Origin of the sequence: Streptomyces sp. NEAU-sy36 (assembly GCF_013423905.1) — a bacterium.
In the GTDB taxonomy this organism is placed as follows: domain Bacteria; phylum Actinomycetota; class Actinomycetes; order Streptomycetales; family Streptomycetaceae; genus Streptomyces; species Streptomyces misionensis.
In genome coordinates this window covers 1,712,514-1,727,952 of the sequence record NZ_CP058977.1, presented here as the reverse complement: position 1 = coordinate 1,727,952, position 15,439 = coordinate 1,712,514, and the positions used below count along the sequence as shown (strand labels likewise).

At 73.0% G+C, this 15,439-nt stretch carries 18 protein-coding genes; 4 read left to right on the top strand and 14 right to left on the bottom strand.

Translation table 11 applies throughout. The annotated features are described in order from the left end of the window. Nucleotides 1-240: 240 nt before the first annotated feature. On the bottom strand, nt 241-504 hold the full coding sequence (locus HZZ00_RS07840; protein ID WP_180331522.1) for an HGxxPAAW family protein: 264 nt from the start codon (nt 502-504) through the stop codon (nt 241-243). A 166-nt stretch (nt 505-670) separates the two neighbouring features. Beyond that, the gene (locus HZZ00_RS07835; RefSeq protein WP_180331521.1) at nt 671-1,309 is read right to left on the bottom strand and encodes a TIGR02234 family membrane protein; all 639 of its coding nucleotides are present in this window, start codon (nt 1,307-1,309) and stop codon (nt 671-673) included. A gap of 247 nt (nt 1,310-1,556) precedes the next feature. Here HZZ00_RS07835 and HZZ00_RS07830 point away from each other — a divergent pair, with 247 nt between their 5' ends. Next, the gene (locus HZZ00_RS07830) at nt 1,557-2,768 is read left to right on the top strand and encodes a peptidase S8 (RefSeq protein WP_180331520.1); all 1,212 of its coding nucleotides are present in this window, start codon (nt 1,557-1,559) and stop codon (nt 2,766-2,768) included. A 79-nt stretch (nt 2,769-2,847) separates the two neighbouring features. Here HZZ00_RS07830 and HZZ00_RS07825 read toward each other — a convergent pair whose 3' ends face one another. Together HZZ00_RS07825 and hisI are read right to left on the bottom strand one after the other, a co-directional pair. Continuing rightward, nucleotides 2,848-4,320 carry an anthranilate synthase component I gene (locus tag HZZ00_RS07825; protein ID WP_180331519.1) on the bottom strand — a complete coding sequence of 491 codons (1,473 nt, stop codon included), beginning with the start codon at nt 4,318-4,320 and terminating at the stop codon, nt 2,848-2,850. An 11-nt stretch (nt 4,321-4,331) separates the two neighbouring features. Continuing rightward, complete coding sequence (gene hisI, locus HZZ00_RS07820) at nt 4,332-4,730, bottom strand: phosphoribosyl-AMP cyclohydrolase (protein WP_180331518.1); 399 nt, start codon at nt 4,728-4,730, stop codon at nt 4,332-4,334. Nucleotides 4,731-4,812: 82 nt separating this feature from the next. On the opposite strand from hisI, the gene HZZ00_RS07815 reads away from it, so the two are divergent. Both HZZ00_RS07815 and HZZ00_RS07810 read left to right on the top strand, forming a co-directional pair. After that, the gene (locus HZZ00_RS07815) at nt 4,813-5,448 is read left to right on the top strand and encodes a TIGR03085 family metal-binding protein (protein WP_180331517.1); all 636 of its coding nucleotides are present in this window, start codon (nt 4,813-4,815) and stop codon (nt 5,446-5,448) included. Between the two features lie 14 nt (nt 5,449-5,462). Then, nucleotides 5,463-5,861, top strand: coding sequence for a VOC family protein (locus tag HZZ00_RS07810; RefSeq protein WP_180331516.1), 399 nt, complete (start codon nt 5,463-5,465; stop codon nt 5,859-5,861). A gap of 3 nt (nt 5,862-5,864) precedes the next feature. Here the strand turns inward: HZZ00_RS07810 and HZZ00_RS07805 are convergent, their stop codons facing one another. The 10 genes from HZZ00_RS07805 to hisD form a co-directional block, all read right to left on the bottom strand. Further along, nucleotides 5,865-7,073 (bottom strand): MFS transporter, encoded by a 1,209-nt coding sequence (locus tag HZZ00_RS07805; RefSeq protein WP_257585928.1) that lies wholly within the window; start codon nt 7,071-7,073, stop codon nt 5,865-5,867. A gap of 79 nt (nt 7,074-7,152) precedes the next feature. Beyond that, complete coding sequence (locus HZZ00_RS07800; RefSeq protein ID WP_180331514.1) at nt 7,153-7,743, bottom strand: transcriptional regulator; 591 nt, start codon at nt 7,741-7,743, stop codon at nt 7,153-7,155. Between the two features lie 122 nt (nt 7,744-7,865). Further along, nucleotides 7,866-8,621, bottom strand: coding sequence for an imidazole glycerol phosphate synthase subunit HisF (hisF, locus tag HZZ00_RS07795; protein WP_180331513.1), 756 nt, complete (start codon nt 8,619-8,621; stop codon nt 7,866-7,868). 6 nt (nt 8,622-8,627) lie between these two features. Next, the gene (locus tag HZZ00_RS07790; protein ID WP_180331512.1) at nt 8,628-9,023 is read right to left on the bottom strand and encodes a RidA family protein; all 396 of its coding nucleotides are present in this window, start codon (nt 9,021-9,023) and stop codon (nt 8,628-8,630) included. Next, nucleotides 9,020-9,745 (bottom strand): bifunctional 1-(5-phosphoribosyl)-5-((5-phosphoribosylamino)methylideneamino)imidazole-4-carboxamide isomerase/phosphoribosylanthranilate isomerase PriA, encoded by a 726-nt coding sequence (gene priA / locus HZZ00_RS07785; RefSeq protein WP_070028554.1) that lies wholly within the window; start codon nt 9,743-9,745, stop codon nt 9,020-9,022. Before priA ends, HZZ00_RS07790 begins: the two co-directional genes overlap by 4 nt. Before the next feature lie 3 nt (nt 9,746-9,748). After that, a complete protein-coding gene (hisH, locus tag HZZ00_RS07780) occupies nt 9,749-10,399 on the bottom strand; it encodes an imidazole glycerol phosphate synthase subunit HisH (RefSeq protein WP_180331511.1) in 651 nt (216 codons plus the stop codon). Further along, entirely contained in the window at nt 10,390-10,554 is a 165-nt protein-coding gene (locus HZZ00_RS07775; protein ID WP_167381400.1) for a hypothetical protein, read from the bottom strand. The genes hisH and HZZ00_RS07775 overlap by 10 nt, the downstream gene beginning before the upstream one ends. A gap of 3 nt (nt 10,555-10,557) precedes the next feature. After that, nucleotides 10,558-11,151 (bottom strand): imidazoleglycerol-phosphate dehydratase HisB, encoded by a 594-nt coding sequence (gene hisB, locus HZZ00_RS07770; protein ID WP_146468424.1) that lies wholly within the window; start codon nt 11,149-11,151, stop codon nt 10,558-10,560. Continuing rightward, complete coding sequence (locus HZZ00_RS07765) at nt 11,148-12,260, bottom strand: histidinol-phosphate transaminase (protein ID WP_180331510.1); 1,113 nt, start codon at nt 12,258-12,260, stop codon at nt 11,148-11,150. The genes hisB and HZZ00_RS07765 overlap by 4 nt, the downstream gene beginning before the upstream one ends. Next, nucleotides 12,257-13,582 carry a histidinol dehydrogenase gene (hisD, locus tag HZZ00_RS07760; RefSeq protein ID WP_180331509.1) on the bottom strand — a complete coding sequence of 442 codons (1,326 nt, stop codon included), beginning with the start codon at nt 13,580-13,582 and terminating at the stop codon, nt 12,257-12,259. Before hisD ends, HZZ00_RS07765 begins: the two co-directional genes overlap by 4 nt. 231 nt (nt 13,583-13,813) lie before the next feature. On the opposite strand from hisD, the gene HZZ00_RS07755 reads away from it, so the two are divergent. Further along, nucleotides 13,814-15,391 carry an oxidoreductase gene (locus tag HZZ00_RS07755; RefSeq protein ID WP_180331508.1) on the top strand — a complete coding sequence of 526 codons (1,578 nt, stop codon included), beginning with the start codon at nt 13,814-13,816 and terminating at the stop codon, nt 15,389-15,391. The last annotated feature ends 48 nt before the right edge of the window (nt 15,392-15,439 follow it).

Genomic DNA, 15,439 nt, shown 5'->3' with positions numbered 1-15,439 from the left:
CCCTTCACGAGGGGTCCGGCAGAGGCGCCCGGCGCGCGGGCGGCGGCCGGGGCAGGCGGGGCCGCGCTCGGCGGCGGTGTGGGGGCGGCGGGATCGGCGGCGGTCACGGGAGCATTCTCGCCGAGGAGAGGGGGGCGCGCGCGGGAAAGGCGCCGGGTGCCCGGCCCCCGGTACGCCACGAGGGGTGGCCGGCGTCCGTCATGGACGCGGGCCACCCCTCGGGAAGCGGTGTTCGGCGGATCAGCTCTCCGCCGCGGCCGGCTCGCGGGCGACGAGGGGGGCGGCACCGACCATCTTGAGCGGCTTCTGGTTCTGGCCGAGGCCCATGGCACGCATGATCCCGCCCACGACGGCGCCGAGGAGGATCAGCGCGATGCCGACCCAGAAGCCGACGACCGAGCCCATCACCATGAGGGCGCCCGCGACCAGGAAACCGATGAAGGAAATGATGACGCCGGTCCAGGCGGCCGGGGTGTGACCGTGGCCGTGGCTGCTGCCCGCCATGTCTGTGCTCCTCGTTGCTGTGTACGTGTCCCAGGGGAGCGTACGTTCGTACGGCTCCGAGCCCGCCCGTCACACTGTCCGAGCCGGACGCTCGCCGTCCATTGTCCCGTACGCCGGCGGGCGCCGGACGCGGGGGTGGAGTCTGGTTCGCCACACCCGCCGGGAGTCAGGCGCCGGTGGGGTCCTCGCCCCGGTCCAGGGCCTTCCAGATCTCCTCGGGGCGCTCGGGATCGACCGGGCGCGCGCTCCGGCGCGGGCGGTCCGTGCCGCGTTCGTACCGGCCGGACATGGCGGGCCAGCGGCCGCCGAAGCGCAGTGCGAGCAGCCCGGCGAGCAGGATCAGCAGTCCGCCGACGGCCGCCGCGTACGGCCAGCCGGTGTGGCTCAGCGACGCGACCGTGGCGGAGGTGTCGCCGCTGGCCTGGGCCGCCTTCTCGTCCAGCGCGGTGCTGTCGGAGGCGGACACCAGGGCGGCGAGGACGATGCCGGCCCCGGACAGCGCGAGCAGCGCGGCGACGGCGACGCGGCCCGCCCGGCGCACGGCGAAGACGGCTACGAGCGCGGCGAGGCCCACTATGGCGAGGGCCGCGGGCACGCCCGTGACGTCGCTGCCCTTGGCGGTCAGCGGGAAGGTGCCGCCGGCCACCGTCGCGGTGCCCTCCGCCCAGCGCTGCCGGCTGGCGAGCAGCGCCACGGCCGCGCCGAGCGCGCCGAACAGCAGGGCCACGGCGAGGCTGCGGCGCCCGGACCGGACGGGCGCGGCGGCTTCGGAACGGGGGTCAGGAGCAGCAGTCACGTACTCCACTATCGCCTGAACCCCGGCGGAACCGTCACCCGGGTCCGTCAACCCATGGTCGGACCGCCTTTCGACCATGAATGCGACATGGACATTACAGAAACGGCAAAGGAACGCTCCCCGCCCAACGTCGATCTTGTTGACACGGCCCCGGCCTCCGTACGTTCTGCGCGACCCGGGCGCACCCCGTGCGACCGGGCGGTATCGCGCACCCCCCACAGCCCTTCCCGCCCATCCCTCTCGCGAAGGACGTACGTTGCGCAGAACCGTTTCCCTCACCGCCGTGGCCACCCTCGCCACGGCCGCCCTCGCCCTGGCCGCCCCCGTCGGCCAGGCTGCCCAGGCGACCACCTCGCACGGCGTCACCGTCGCCCATGCGTGTGCCGCCCCGGCGAAGGGCCAGATGGCCTGCAACGCCCTCCAGGTCACCGCGGGCACCCCCCGGTCGGCGCACGCCGAAAGCGACCTGACCGCGGCCGCCGCGCCCGCCGGCTACGGGCCCGCCTCGCTCCAGGCGGCCTACAACCTGCCCTCCGCCACCGGTGGTTCGGGCCAGACGGTGGCGATCGTCGACGCCTACGACGATCCGAACGCCGAATCCGACCTCGCCGTCTACCGCGCCCAGTACGGCCTGCCGGCCTGCACCACCGCCAACGGCTGCTTCAAGAAGGTGGACCAGAGCGGCGGCACCAGCTACCCGCGCGGGGACTCGGGCTGGGCCGAGGAGATCTCCCTCGACCTCGACATGGTCAGCGCGGCCTGCCCGAACTGCAAGATCCTGCTGGTGGAGGCCAGTTCGGCCGGCATGACCAACCTCGGCACGGCCGTGAACACCGCGGTGAAGCTGGGCGCGAAGTTCGTCTCCAACAGCTACGGCGGCTCCGAGTCCTCCAGTGACGCGAGTTACGACTCCGCGTACTTCAACCACCCGGGCGTCGCCATCACCGTCTCCTCCGGCGACAACGGCTACGGCACCGAGTACCCGGCGGCCTCCCCGTACGTGACCGCGGTGGGCGGCACCTCGCTGAGCACGGCCTCGAACTCCCGCGGCTGGAACGACAGCGTGTGGAGCGGCGCGGGCTCCGGCTGCTCCAAGTACGGCGCCAAGCCGGGCTGGCAGAAGGACACCGGCTGTGCCGCGCGCACCGTCGCGGACGTCTCGGCGGTCGCCGACCCGAACACCGGTGTCGCGGTGTACGACAGCTACCGCTCGGCAAGCGGCTGGATGGTCTTCGGCGGCACCAGCGCCTCCTCCCCGCTGATCGCGGCGACCTACGCGCTGGCCGGAGCCCCGTCGGCCGGGTCCACCCCGGCGTCCTTCCCGTACGCGCACACCTCGGCGCTCTACGACGTGACCAGCGGCTCCAACGGCAGCTGCGGCGGCTCGTACCTGTGCACCGCGGGCAGCGGCTACGACGGTCCGTCCGGGCTCGGCGTCCCGAACGGCACCGCCGCGTTCACCGGCTGAACTCCCTGACGGCCGGGGCCGGTTCGGGCCGGCGGCGAAACGCCGTCGGCCCGGACCGGTCCGTTCCGGAAGGAAGACCCTAGAGCCGGTTGGCGGTGTGCACCGCCCTGAGCACCGCGGCGGCCTTGTTGCGGCACTCCTGGTCCTCCGCGACCGGGTCGGAGTCGGCGACGACGCCGGCTCCGGCCTGGACGTACGCCGTGCCGTCGCGCAGCAGGGCGGTGCGGATGGCGATGGCCGTGTCGGAGTCGCCCGCGAAGTCCAGGTAGCCGACGCAGCCGCCGTACAGGCCGCGCCGGGACGGCTCCAGTTCGTCGATGATCTGCATCGCCCGGGGCTTGGGGGCGCCGGAGAGCGTGCCGGCCGGGAAGCAGGCGGTGAGCACGTCGAAGGCGGTGCGGCCGCCGGCGACCCGGCCGGTCACGGTCGAGACGATGTGCATCACGTGCGAGTAGCGCTCGATCGACATGAAGTCGACCACCTCGACGGAGCCGGGCTCGCAGACCCGCCCGAGGTCGTTGCGCCCGAGGTCGACCAGCATCAGGTGCTCGGCGCGCTCCTTGGGGTCGGCGAGCAGTTCCTCGGCGAGCCCCTGGTCCTCCTGCGGCGTGGCACCGCGCGGCCGGGTGCCCGCGATGGGGTGCACCATCGCCCGCCCGTCCTCGACCTTGACCAGGGCCTCCGGGGAGGAGCCGACGACGTCGAAGCCGTCGAACCGGAACAGGTACATGTACGGCGAGGGGTTGGTGGCCCGCAGCACCCGGTAGACGTCGAGGGCGCTCGCCGTGCACGGGGTCTCGAAGCGCTGGGAGGGCACGACCTGGAAGGCCTCGCCCGCGCGGATGCGCTCCTTGACGTCCTCCACGGCCCGCCGGAAGTCGGGACCGCCCCACAGCGCGGTGTACTCGGGCAGTTCGGAGGGCGGCAGCACGGCCGGGGGCTGGGCCACCGAGCGGGTGAGGTCGGCCTCCATGGCGTCGAGCCGGGCCACCGCGTCGTGGTACGCCTCGTCCACGCCGGTGTCGAGGTCGTTGTGGTTGATCGCGTTGGCGATCAGGAGGACCGAGCCCTCCCAGTGGTCCATGACGGCGAGGTCGCTGGTCAGGAGCATGGTCAGCTCGGGCAGCCGCAGGTCGTCGCGCTCGCCGGGGCCGATCTTCTCCAGGCGGCGGACGATGTCGTAGCCGAGGTAGCCGACCATGCCGCCGGTGAAGGGCGGCAGGCCCTCCTCGCGGGGCGTGTGCAGGGTCTGGAGGGTGGCGCGCAGGGCCTTGAGCGGGTCGCCGGTCACCGGGACGCCGACGGGCGGGGTGCCCAGCCAGTGGGCCTCGCCGTCCCGAACGGTGAGAGTGGCCGCGCTGCGGACGCCGACGAAGGAGTAGCGGGACCAGGAGCGGCCGTTCTCGGCGGACTCCAGCAGGAACGTGCCGGGGCGCTCCCCGGCCAGCTTGCGGTAGAGGGCGACGGGGGTGTCGCCGTCGGCGAGGAGCTTGCGGGTGACCGGGACGACGCGGCGGTCGGCGGCGAGTTTGCGGAAGGTCTCCAGGTCCATGGCGGCGGCCCTCACCGGTCCGCGCCGGACACGGCGGCGTCCCCGTCGAGGAGGACGTCCTCGTCGAAGCAGGTGCGCGCGCCGGTGTGGCAGGCGGCGCCCTCCTGGTCCACCCGGACCAGCACGGTGTCGGCGTCGCAGTCGAGCGCGACCGACTTCACCCACTGGACGTGCCCGGAGGTGTCGCCCTTGACCCAGTACTCCTGGCGGCTGCGCGACCAGTAGGTGCAACGGCCGGTGGTCAGGGTCCGATGCAGTGCCTCGTCGTCCATCCAGCCGAGCATGAGCACCTCCCCGGTGTCGTACTGCTGGGCGATCGCGGGCAGGAGGCCGTCGGCGCTGCGCTTGAGGCGGGCGGCGATCTCCGGGTCGAGGCTGCTGGGCCGGGGCGTGCCGGGCGTACTCGTCATGGGTGCCATTGTGCCGCGCGCCACCGACAGCCCCGGCCGGGTGTCCACTGCGCGGACCGGCGGCTCATCGTAGGCTGACCCCATGTCGACCTTCGCCAAGCGTGAACGGCTCCTGCTCGCCGACCTCTTGGAAACCGTGGGCCCGGAGGCGCCGACCCTGTGCGAGGGGTGGCGGACCCGGGACCTGGCCGCGCACGTGATCGTGCGCGAGCGCCGTCCGGACGCGGCCGGGGGCGCGCTGATCAAGCAGCTCGCGTCCCGCCTGGAGAAGGTGATGGCCGAGTACACCGCGAAGCCGTACGAGGAGCTGATCCAGCTCATCCGCACCGGTCCGCCGCGGTTCTCGCCGTTCCAGGTCAAGCAGGTGGACGAGGCGGCGAACACGGTCGAGTTCTACATCCACACCGAGGACGTGCGCCGGGCGCAGCCGGGCTGGAGCCGGCGGGAGCTGGACCCGGTGTTCCAGGACACCCTGTGGTCCCGCCTGGAGCGGACGGCCCGGCTGCTGGGCCGCGGTGTGCCGACGGGGCTGGTGCTGCGCCGCCCGGACGGGCAGACCGTGGTGGCCCACAAGGGCGCGCCGGTTGTCACGGCCACCGGGGAGCCCTCGGAGCTGCTGCTGTTCGCGTTCGGCCGGGACCGGGCGGCGCAGGTGGAGCTGGAGGGCGACGCGGAGGCGATCGACACCCTGCACTCGTCCAAGCAGCTGGGCTTCTGACCGGGAGCCGCCTGGTGATCAAGGTCGCGATGACCGGGGTGTACGTGGACGACGTGGCGCGGGCCCACGCCTTCTACACGGACGTCCTCGGTTTCGAGACCCGTACGCACATGGATCTCGGCAACGGCACGCTCTTCGTGACGGTCGGCGCGCCCGAGGGCGCCCAGCCGGACCTCCAGCTCCTGCTGGAACCGGGCCAGGGGCCCGTCGCCGAGCCCTACCGCCGGGCGCTGTACGAGGCGGGCATCCCCTGCATCGTCTTCTCGGTGGACGACCTCCCGGCCGAACACCGCCGGCTGTCCGCGCTGGGCGTCCGCTTCCCGCACGGGCCGCGGCGGCAGGGGCCGGTGCTGGCGGCGGTGCTCGACGACACGTGCGGCAATCTGGTGCAGCTGGTGCAGCCCGACGGGTGAGGGTCAGCCCGGTAGTTCGGCGCGGCGCAGGGCCGGTACGACCAGCGGGACCACCCCGCCGAGGCCGCAGACGCAGGCGCTGACCAGGTAGACCGGACCGGTTCCCCACAGACCGATCGCGGCGGCGGCCACCGGCATGCTCAGCGGGGTGAGGCCGAGGCTGATCAGGCTGGAGACGGCGGTGACCCGGCCGAGGTAGGCGGGGTCGGAGTGGGTCTGCAGCACGGCGCCGCACAGGGCGCCGCTGAGCCCGGTCAGCAGGCCGACGAGCAGGGCGGTGCCGACGGCCGCCCACAGGACGGGCGCGAAGGCGAGGGCACCGACGGCGAGGGAACCGGCGAGCAGGGTGACGCCGGAGAACAGTCCGGCGCGCGGCAGCCGCCCCCGGAGGGTGAGCAGCAGCGAGGCGGCCCCGGCGCCCACGCCGAACCCGGCGAGCACCCAGCCCATCCCGGTGGCACCCCAGCCGCGCTGGTCCGCGAGCAGGGTGAGGCCGACGTTCAGCGGGCCGACGAAGCCCAGGTCGCCGAGGGCGATGGAGAGCATCAGCGGGGCGAGGACGGGGTGCCGGCGGATGTGCCGCAGTCCGGCGGCGAGGTCGGCCCAGGCGGTGCCGCGGGGGCCGTCCGCCCCGTCGCCCGGCAGCTCCCGTATCCGCACGGACAGCAGCAGCGGCACGGAGGCGGCGATCAGCAGCCCGGCGAGGGCGAAGGCGGCCGGGGCGCCGCCGACGGCCACGCCGAGGCCGCCGAGCGGGGCGCCGACGACGCTCGCGAACCGGATGGCCAGGCCGCGCATGCCCTGCACCCGGGCCAGCTGGTCCTTGCCGGTGACCCGGGCGGGCAGGGCGCCCACGGCGGGCACGAACACGGCGTCCACGGTGCCGAAGACCAGCGCCAGCAGGGCGAGCGGCCACAGTCCGGGGCTGGTGAGGTACAGCAGGGCGGCCACCGCGAGGACGGCGGCGCAGCGCATGGCGTCGCTGCCGACGACGACCCGGCGGGGCCCGAGCCGGTCGGCGATCACTCCCCCGCCGAGCATCAGCACGGCCCTGGGCAGCGCGCTCGCCGACATCACCAGGCCGGCCTGCGCCGCGGTCCCGGCCCGCACGGCCGCCCAGGACAGCGCCAGGTAGTAGACGCTGTCCCCGAGCATGGAGCAGGTGTAGGCGGTCAGCCAGCGCCGCACGTTGGGGTCCCGGTGGGCCTGCACGGTGACGGCGGGTGCGGGCGACGAGGTCGGGTCGGGCTCCTCGGGCGGTCGGGGCGGGGCGGCCGGGGCGCGGCGGGGCTCAGCCACGGAACGGGAACGCGTAGGTGTGGACCGCGACGTTCTCGCGGCCCCCGGTCTCGCCGGCGGCCTGCGCCGCCCGGCCGCGCTCCTCATAGCGCCGCACGAGGGCGAGCATGTCCCGGGTCAGCTCGGCGAGTTCGGCGGCGGTGAGCCGCAGCATGGCCTCGGAGGACTCGGCGGCGTCGTTCCACTCCTCGCCCCAGTGCGCGCGCTCGTCCAGGAAGCGCTGGTACATCTCGGTCCGCTGGGCGAAGAACAGCCTGCTCGCGGCGGTGTGCGCGGCGGCCTTCTCGGGGGCGTCGCGGAAGTCCTCGTCGCTGATGCGCACGCCGTCGGACGCGGGCTGCCACCAGCGTTCCCGGCCGTCCCCGCTCTGCTGTGCGGCCTCCTCGATCAGCCCGTGCTCGGCCAGCTTGCGCAGGTGGTAGCTGACCAGCGAGACGGCCTCGTCGACCTGCTCGGCGAGCTGGGAGGCGGTCGCCGTCCGGGCCAGTGTCAGGGCCCGGTACAGCCGCATCCGCAGGGGGTGGGCGAGCGCCTTGAGGGTGCCGAGGTCGGTGATCCGGCGGTCTCTTTCCTTCTCTGGCATGTCCCGGATCCTAGATCAGGAAAGAAATATTGCGCAATGCATATTGCGCAACTTTTCTTTTGCACCTCCTCGTGAAAAGGCCCCGGTGGCGTGCGGCCGCCGGGGCCGGAAACAGCTGGGGGTCAGCGCACCGGGTGCCCCGCCCCCCGCAGCGTCTCCTTCACCTCGCCGATGCGCAGATCGCCGAAGTGGAAGACGGAGGCGGCCAGGACCGCGTCCGCGCCCGCGGCGACGGCCGGCGGGAAGTCGGCCAGCTTGCCCGCGCCGCCGGACGCGATCACCGGCACGGAGACGTGCTTGCGGACGGCGGCGATCATCTCCAGGTCGTAGCCGTCCTTGGTGCCGTCCGCGTCCATCGAGTTCAGCAGGATCTCGCCCGCGCCCAGTTCGGCCGCGCGGTGCGCCCACTCGACGGCGTCGATGCCGGTGCCCCGGCGGCCGCCGTGCGTGGTGACCTCGAAGGAACCGGACTCGCCGCGCCGGGCGTCCACCGACAGCACCAGCACCTGGCGGCCGAAGCGCTCGGCGATCTCGCGGATCAGCTCGGGACGGGCGATGGCCGCGGTGTTCACGCCCACCTTGTCGGCGCCCGCCCGCAGCAGCTTGTCCACGTCCTCGGCGGTGCGCACGCCGCCGCCGACGGTGAGCGGGATGAAGACCTGCTCGGCGGTGCGGCGCACCACGTCGTACGTCGTCTCCCGGTTGCCCGAGGACGCGGTGATGTCCAGGAACGTCAGCTCGTCGGCGCCCTCGGCGTCGTACACCTTGGCCATCTCGACGGGGTCGCCCGCGTCGCGCAGGTTCTGGAAGTTGACGCCCTTGACGACCCGGCCGTTGTCCACGTCCAGGCAGGGGATGACTCGGACCGCCAGGGTCATGACTGCTCAGGCTCCTCTGAATGCTTCAAGCTCTACTTCGACCAGGATGCGCGGGTCCACGAAGCCCGCGACCACCAGCAGGGTCGACGCGGGGCGCACGGAGTCGAACAACTCCTTGTGGGCCCGCCCCGCCTCGTCGACGTCGCGCACATGGCTCAGGTACATACGGGTGCGGATCACGGACTCGACGCCGAGCCCGAACTCCTTCAGCGCGTCGAGGGCGTTGCCGAAGGCGACCCGGGTCTGCTCGTACGGATCGCCCTCGCCGTAGAGGACCGTGCCCTTGAAGGGCGTGGTGCCGCCCACGGACACCCGGTCCCCGGCCGCGACGGCGCGCGCGAAACCGAAGCTCTCTTCCCAGGGACTTCCGCTCTGCACACGCCGCACGGCTTCGGACGTCATGACGACACAGCCTCCAGGGCCTCTTCAAGGGTGAACGCCTTCGCGTACAGGGCCTTCCCGACGATGGAGCCCTCGACACCGAGGGGCACCAGTTCGGCGATGGCGCGCAGGTCGTCCAGGGACGACACGCCGCCGGAGGCCACGACCGGCCGGTCCGTCGCCGCGCACACGTTCCGCAGCAGCTCCAGGTTGGGGCCCTGGAGGGTGCCGTCCTTGGCGATGTCGGTGACGACGTAGCGGGCGCAGCCCTCCTTGTTCAGGCGCTCCAGCGTCTCGTAGAGGTCGCCGCCGTCGCGGGTCCAGCCGCGGCCGCGCAGGGTGGTGCCGCGCACGTCCAGGCCCACCGCGATCTTGTCGCCGTGCTCGGCGATCACCTTGGCGACCCACTCGGGGCTCTCCAGGGCGGCCGTGCCGAGGTTGACGCGGGTGCAGCCGGTGGCGAGGGCGGCCGCCAGGGTGTCGTCGTCGCGGATGCCGCCGGACAGCTCCACCTTGATGTCCATCGCCCCCGCGACCTCGGCGATCAGGGCCCGGTTGTCGCCGGTGCCGAAGGCCGCGTCCAAGTCGACCAGGTGCAGCCACTCGGCGCCGGACCGCTGCCAGGCGAGGGCGGCCTCCAGCGGGGAGCCGTAGGAGGTCTCGGTCCCGGACTCGCCGTGGACGAGGCGTACGGCCTGGCCGTCGCGGACGTCGACGGCGGGGAGGAGTTCGAGCTTGGCCATGGTCTACAGGGTTCCGATCCAGTTGGTGAGGAGCTGGGCACCGGCGTCGCCGGACTTCTCGGGGTGGAACTGGGTGGCCCACAGGGCACCGTTCTCCACCGCGGCGACGAACGGCCGGCCGTGCGTGGCCCAGGTCACCTTGGGCGCGGCGATCACCGGGTTGTTCGCCTCCTGCGTCCAGTCGTGGACGGCGTAGGAGTGCACGAAGTAGAAGCGGGCGTCGGCGTCGAGATGCGCGAACAGCTCCGAGTCGGCGGGGGCGTCGACGGTGTTCCAGCCCATGTGGGGCACGACGTCGGCCTCCAGGGGCGCGACGGTGCCGGGCCATTCCTCCAGGCCCTCGGCCTCCACGCCGTGCTCGATGCCGCGCGTGAACAGGATCTGCATGCCGACGCAGATGCCCATCACCGGGCGTCCGCCGGACAGCCGGCGGTCCACGATCCAGTCACCGCGGGCGGCGCGCAGGCCCTGCATGCAGGCGGCGAAGGCGCCGACGCCCGGCACCAGCAGGCCGTCGGCGTTCATCGCCTTGTCGAAGTCGCGGGTGATCTCCACCTCGGCGCCGACCCGTGCGAGGGCGCGCTCGGCGGAGCGGACGTTGCCGAAGCCGTAGTCGAAGACCACGACCTTCTTCGCGGCCGCGCTCAATTCCACACCTCCAGCCGCATGACGCCCGCGACCAGGCACATCCCGGCCGCCAGGGAGAGCAGCACGATCAGGCTGGTGGGCATCTTCTGCTTGACGAAGGAGACGATGCCACCGACCAGGAAGAGGCCGACGACGATCAGGATGGTCGACAGACCGGTCATGGGTTACAGCGCGCCCTTCGTCGACGGGAGGATGCCGGCCGCGCGCGGGTCGCGCTCGGAGGCGTAGCGCAGCGCCCGGGCCAGCGCCTTGAACTGGCACTCCACGATGTGGTGGGCGTTGCGTCCATACGGTACGTGCACGTGCAGCGCGATCTGCGCCTGGGCCACGAAGGACTCCAGGATGTGCCGGGTCATCGTGGTGTCGTACGCGCCGATCATCGGCGCCATGTTCTCGGGCTCGGTGTGCACCAGGTAGGGCCGGCCGGAGAGGTCGACGGTGACCTGGGCGAGCGACTCGTCCAGCGGGACCGTGCAGTTGCCGAAGCGGTAGATGCCCACCTTGTCGCCGAGCGCCTGCTTGAAGGCGGCGCCGAGCGCGAGGGCGGTGTCCTCGATGGTGTGGTGGGAGTCGATGTGCAGGTCGCCGTCGGTCTTAACGGTCAGGTCGAACAGTCCGTGCCGGCCGAGCTGGTCGAGCATGTGGTCGTAGAAGCCGACGCCGGTGGCGATGTCGGTCCGCCCGGTTCCGTCGAGGTCTATCTCGACCAGGACCGAGGTCTCCTTGGTGGTGCGCTCGACGCGCCCTACGCGGCTCATGCCTCAAGCTCCTTCTTGACTTCACGTACGGCGTCGAGGAACGCGTCGTTCTCCTCGGGCGTGCCCGCGGAGACCCGCAGCCATCCCGGTACGCCGTTGTCCCGGACCAGGACGCCCCGGTCGAGGATCTTCCGCCAGGCCTCGTGCGCGTCGGCGAACCGGCCGAACTGCACGAAGTTGGCGTCGGACTCGATGACGTCGTAGCCGGCCGCGCGCAGCTCGGCGACCAGCCGGTCCCGCTCGGACTTCAGCTGCTCGACATAGCCGAGCAGGGTGTCGGTGTGTTCCAGGGCGGCCAGCGCGGTCGCCTGGGTGATCGCCGACAGGTGGTAGGGCAGCCGGACCAGCTGGACGGCGTCCACCACGGCCGGGTCGGCGGCCAGGTAGCCGAGCCGCAGGCCGGCCGCGCCGAACGCCTTGGACATGGTGCGCGAGATCACCAGGTGCGGGCGGCCGTCGAGCAGCGGCAGCAGCGAGTCGCCGTGGCTGAACTCGATGTACGCCTCGTCCACGATCACCATCGACGGCTTGGCCGCCTGCGCCGCCTCGTACAGCGCGAGCACCGTCTCGGGCGGCACCGCGTTGCCGGTGGGGTTGTTGGGGGTGGTGACGAAGACGACGTCGGGCCGGTGCTCGGCGATGGCCTTCTCGGCGGCGGCGAGGTCGATGGTGAAGTCCTCGTTGCGCGGGCCGGAGATCCAGCCGGTGCCGGTGCCGCGGGCGATCAGCGCGTGCATCGAGTACGACGGCTCGAAGCCGATGGCGGTGCGGCCGGGGCCGCCGAAGGTCTGCAGCAGCTGCTGGATGACCTCGTTGGAGCCGTTGGCCGCCCACACGTTCTCGACGCCGAGCGGGTACCTGCCGGTCCGCTCCAGGTACTTGGCCAGCTCGGTGCGCAGCTGGACCGCGTCCCGGTCGGGGTAGCGGTTCAGCTCGCGGGCCGCCTCGCGGACCCGCTCGGCGATCCGCTCCACCAGCGCCTCGGGCAGCGGGTACGGGTTCTCGTTGGTGTTCAGCCGTACGGGCACGTCCAGCTGGGGCGCGCCGTAGGGGGACTTGCCACGCAGCTCGTCCCGGATGGGGAGGTCGTCGATCCGCACGTCGCTCACTTGCTCTCCGGTACCTTCCACCCGAACCGCGCCTTGATCGCCGCGCCGTGCGCCGGCAGGTCCTCCGCCTCGGCCAGCGTCACCACGTGGTGCGCGACCTCGGCCAGCGCGTCCTTGGTGTAGTCGACGATGTGGATGCCGCGCAGGAAGGACTGCACGGACAGGCCCGAGGAGTGGCAGGCGCAGCCGCCGGTGGGCAGGACGTGGTTGGAACCGGCCGCGTAGTCGCCGAGCGAGACCGGCGCCCAGGGGCCGATGAAGATCGCGCCCGCGTTGCGCACCCGGTCGGCCACGGCGGCGGCGTCGGCGGTCTGGATCTCCAGGTGCTCGGCGCCGTACGCGTCGACCACCTTCAGGCCCTCCTCGACGCCGTCCACCAGGACGATCGCGGACTGCTTGCCCGCGAGGGCCGGACGGATCCGGTCGTCGGTGTGCCGGGTGGCCGCGACCTGCGGCTCCAGCTCCTTCTCCACCGCCGCCGCCAGGTCCGCGGAGTCGGTGACGAGCACGGCCGCCGCGAGCGGGTCGTGCTCGGCCTGGCTGATCAGGTCGGCGGCCACGTGCACCGGGTCGGCGGTCTCGTCCGCGAGGATCGCGATCTCGGTGGGGCCGGCCTCGGTGTCGATGCCGATCCGGCCGGTGAAGTAGCGCTTGGCGGCGGCGACCCAGATGTTGCCGGGGCCGGTGACCATGTTCGCGGGCGGGCAGGACTCGGTGCCGTACGCGAACATCGCGACGGCCGTGGCGCCACCGGCCGCGTACACCTCGTCCACGCCGAGCAGCGCGCAGGCGGCCAGGATCGTCGGGTGCGGCAGCCCCCCGAACTCGGCCTGCGGCGGCGAGGCCAGCGCGATCGACTCGACACCGGCCTCCTGGGCCGGGACCGCGTTCATGATCACGGAGGAGGGGTAGACCGAGCGGCCGCCGGGCGCGTACAGCCCGACGCGCTCGACCGGAACCCACTTCTCGGTCACGGACCCGCCGGGGACGACCTGGGTGGTGTGGGTGGCGCGGCGCTGCTCGCGGTGGACGAGACGGGCGCGCCGGATGGACTCCTCCAGGGCCGCGCGCACGGCCGGGTCGAGGGCGGCCAGCGCGTCGGCGAGCGCCTGGGCCGGCACACGGACGGATTCCAGCCGTACTCCGTCGAACTTCTCCGCGAAGTCGATCAGCGCCGCGTCGCCACGATGATGCACGTCCTCGCAGATCGGACGCACCTTCTCCAGGGCGGCCTGAACGTCGAAGTCGGCTCGGGGCAGCAGGTCACGCAGGGCGGGGCCCTCGGGGAGGGCGTCGCCGCGCAGATCGATTCGGGAAATCACGGTTCCAATTCTCTCAGACCGCCGTCCTCGGTCGTCCGCGCGTATCAGTGGCTGATACAGAACGTGGACCAATCGGTGGTACATACGCTGGCCGGAACCCGGAAGATCCCGTTCACCCCTGGTGTTCCGGGCGTCACTCAGCGGGCATCAACGGCTGGACGAAACCTCCCGAACGGCGAAGAAGGCCCGGACCGCGCAGGGGTCCTGGCCGGCGACGAAAGAGGAACAGCGGTGACCGAGGTGGCCGGCCTGAGCGCCGGGGACCTGCCGGACGACCTGACCGCGGCCGAGGCGGGCATGTGGCAGGCCTTCCGCAACGGCAGTGTGTACGACCTGAGCAGCGGCGACGGCGTCGTGGACGATCCGCACGGCGGCCATCCCTGGGGGCCCGAGCGGTCCGTGCGGGCGCGCATCATCGCCTGGCTGCTGCTGGACGGCCCGCCGGCGCTGGCCGGCCGGGTGTCCGCGCTGAAGCTCGCCGGGGTGCGGGTCACCGGCAGCCTGGACCTGGCGGGCGGCACCGTGCGGCCGTACACGGAGCTTCGCGACTGCCGCTTCGACGAGCAGGTGCTGCTGCCGGAGGCCCGGTTCACCACGCTGCGCCTGGTGAACTGCTCGGTGCCGCGCCTGGAGGCGGCCCGGCTGCAGACCGAGGGCGATCTCCATCTGCCCCGCTGCCGGTTCCAGAACGGGGTCCGGCTGACCGACGCGCACATCGGCACCGACCTGCTGCTCAACCAGGCGGTCGTGTACCGGGACCGGGGCGGGCGGTCGATCGCGGCGGACGGCCTCAGCGTCGGCCAGGACCTCCAGGCGGAGCTGCTGGAGTCGCACGGCGAGCTGCGGCTGCGCGGCGCCCAGATCGGGGTCTCGCTGAGCCTGCGCGGCGCGCGGCTGTACAACCCGTACTCGCGGCTGGCCCTGAACGCGCCCCAGCTCAGCGTGGAGCGCACCCTGTACCTGACCCCGGCCGGAGTGGGCAATCCGCTGCTCAGCGGCACCACACCGGCCCGCGGCACCCGGATCCAGCGGTTCGAGTGCCAGGGCGGCCTCCGCCTGGACGACGGGCGGTTCGGGGACGCGGTCGACCTGGAGCGGGCCAGGTTCACCCTCACCGACGACCAGGAGCTGTCGCTGCGCCGGGTGCACGCCCCCGAGCTGCGCTTCCTCGGGGACGGCCCGCAGCGCGGCAAGGTGGTGCTGTCGGGGGCCCGGATCGTCAACCTGGTGGACCGCGCGGGTGCCTGGCCGGGCGCCGGGCGGCTGCACATGGGCGGCTTCACCTACGAGAACCTGGTGCCGCAGGGCCCCTTCCCGCTGACCCGGCGGCTGGACTGGGTGGCGGCGGCCACCGCCGAGTACGCCCCGGAGCCGTACGAGCGGCTGGCCGCGGTGCTGCGGGAGGCCGGCGAGGACGAGGACGCGCGCGAGGTGCTGCTCGCCAAGCAGCGCCGCCGCCGCGAGACGCTGCCGCCGGCCGGGAAGCTGTGGGGGTACGCCCAGGACTGGACGGTCGCCTACGGCTACCGGCCCGGCCGGGCCGCGGTGTGGATGGCGGTGCTGTGGGCGGCGGGCACCCTCGCCTTCTCGCACGCCGACCATCCCCCGACCAACCACGACCAGCACCCCTACTGGAGTCCGGCCCTGTTCACGCTGGACCTGCTGCTCCCGGTGATCGACCTGGGCCAGGCCGGCGAGTGGCAGCTGCGCGGCGGCTGGCAGTGGCTGTCGGCCGCGATGATCATGCTGGGCTGGGTCCTGGCGACGACTGTGGCGGCGGGGGCGACCCGGCTGCTGCGGCGCAGCTGAGCCGCCTCGCCGAGGCGCGGCAGAGGGCCCGGCCGACGTGCGGCGGGT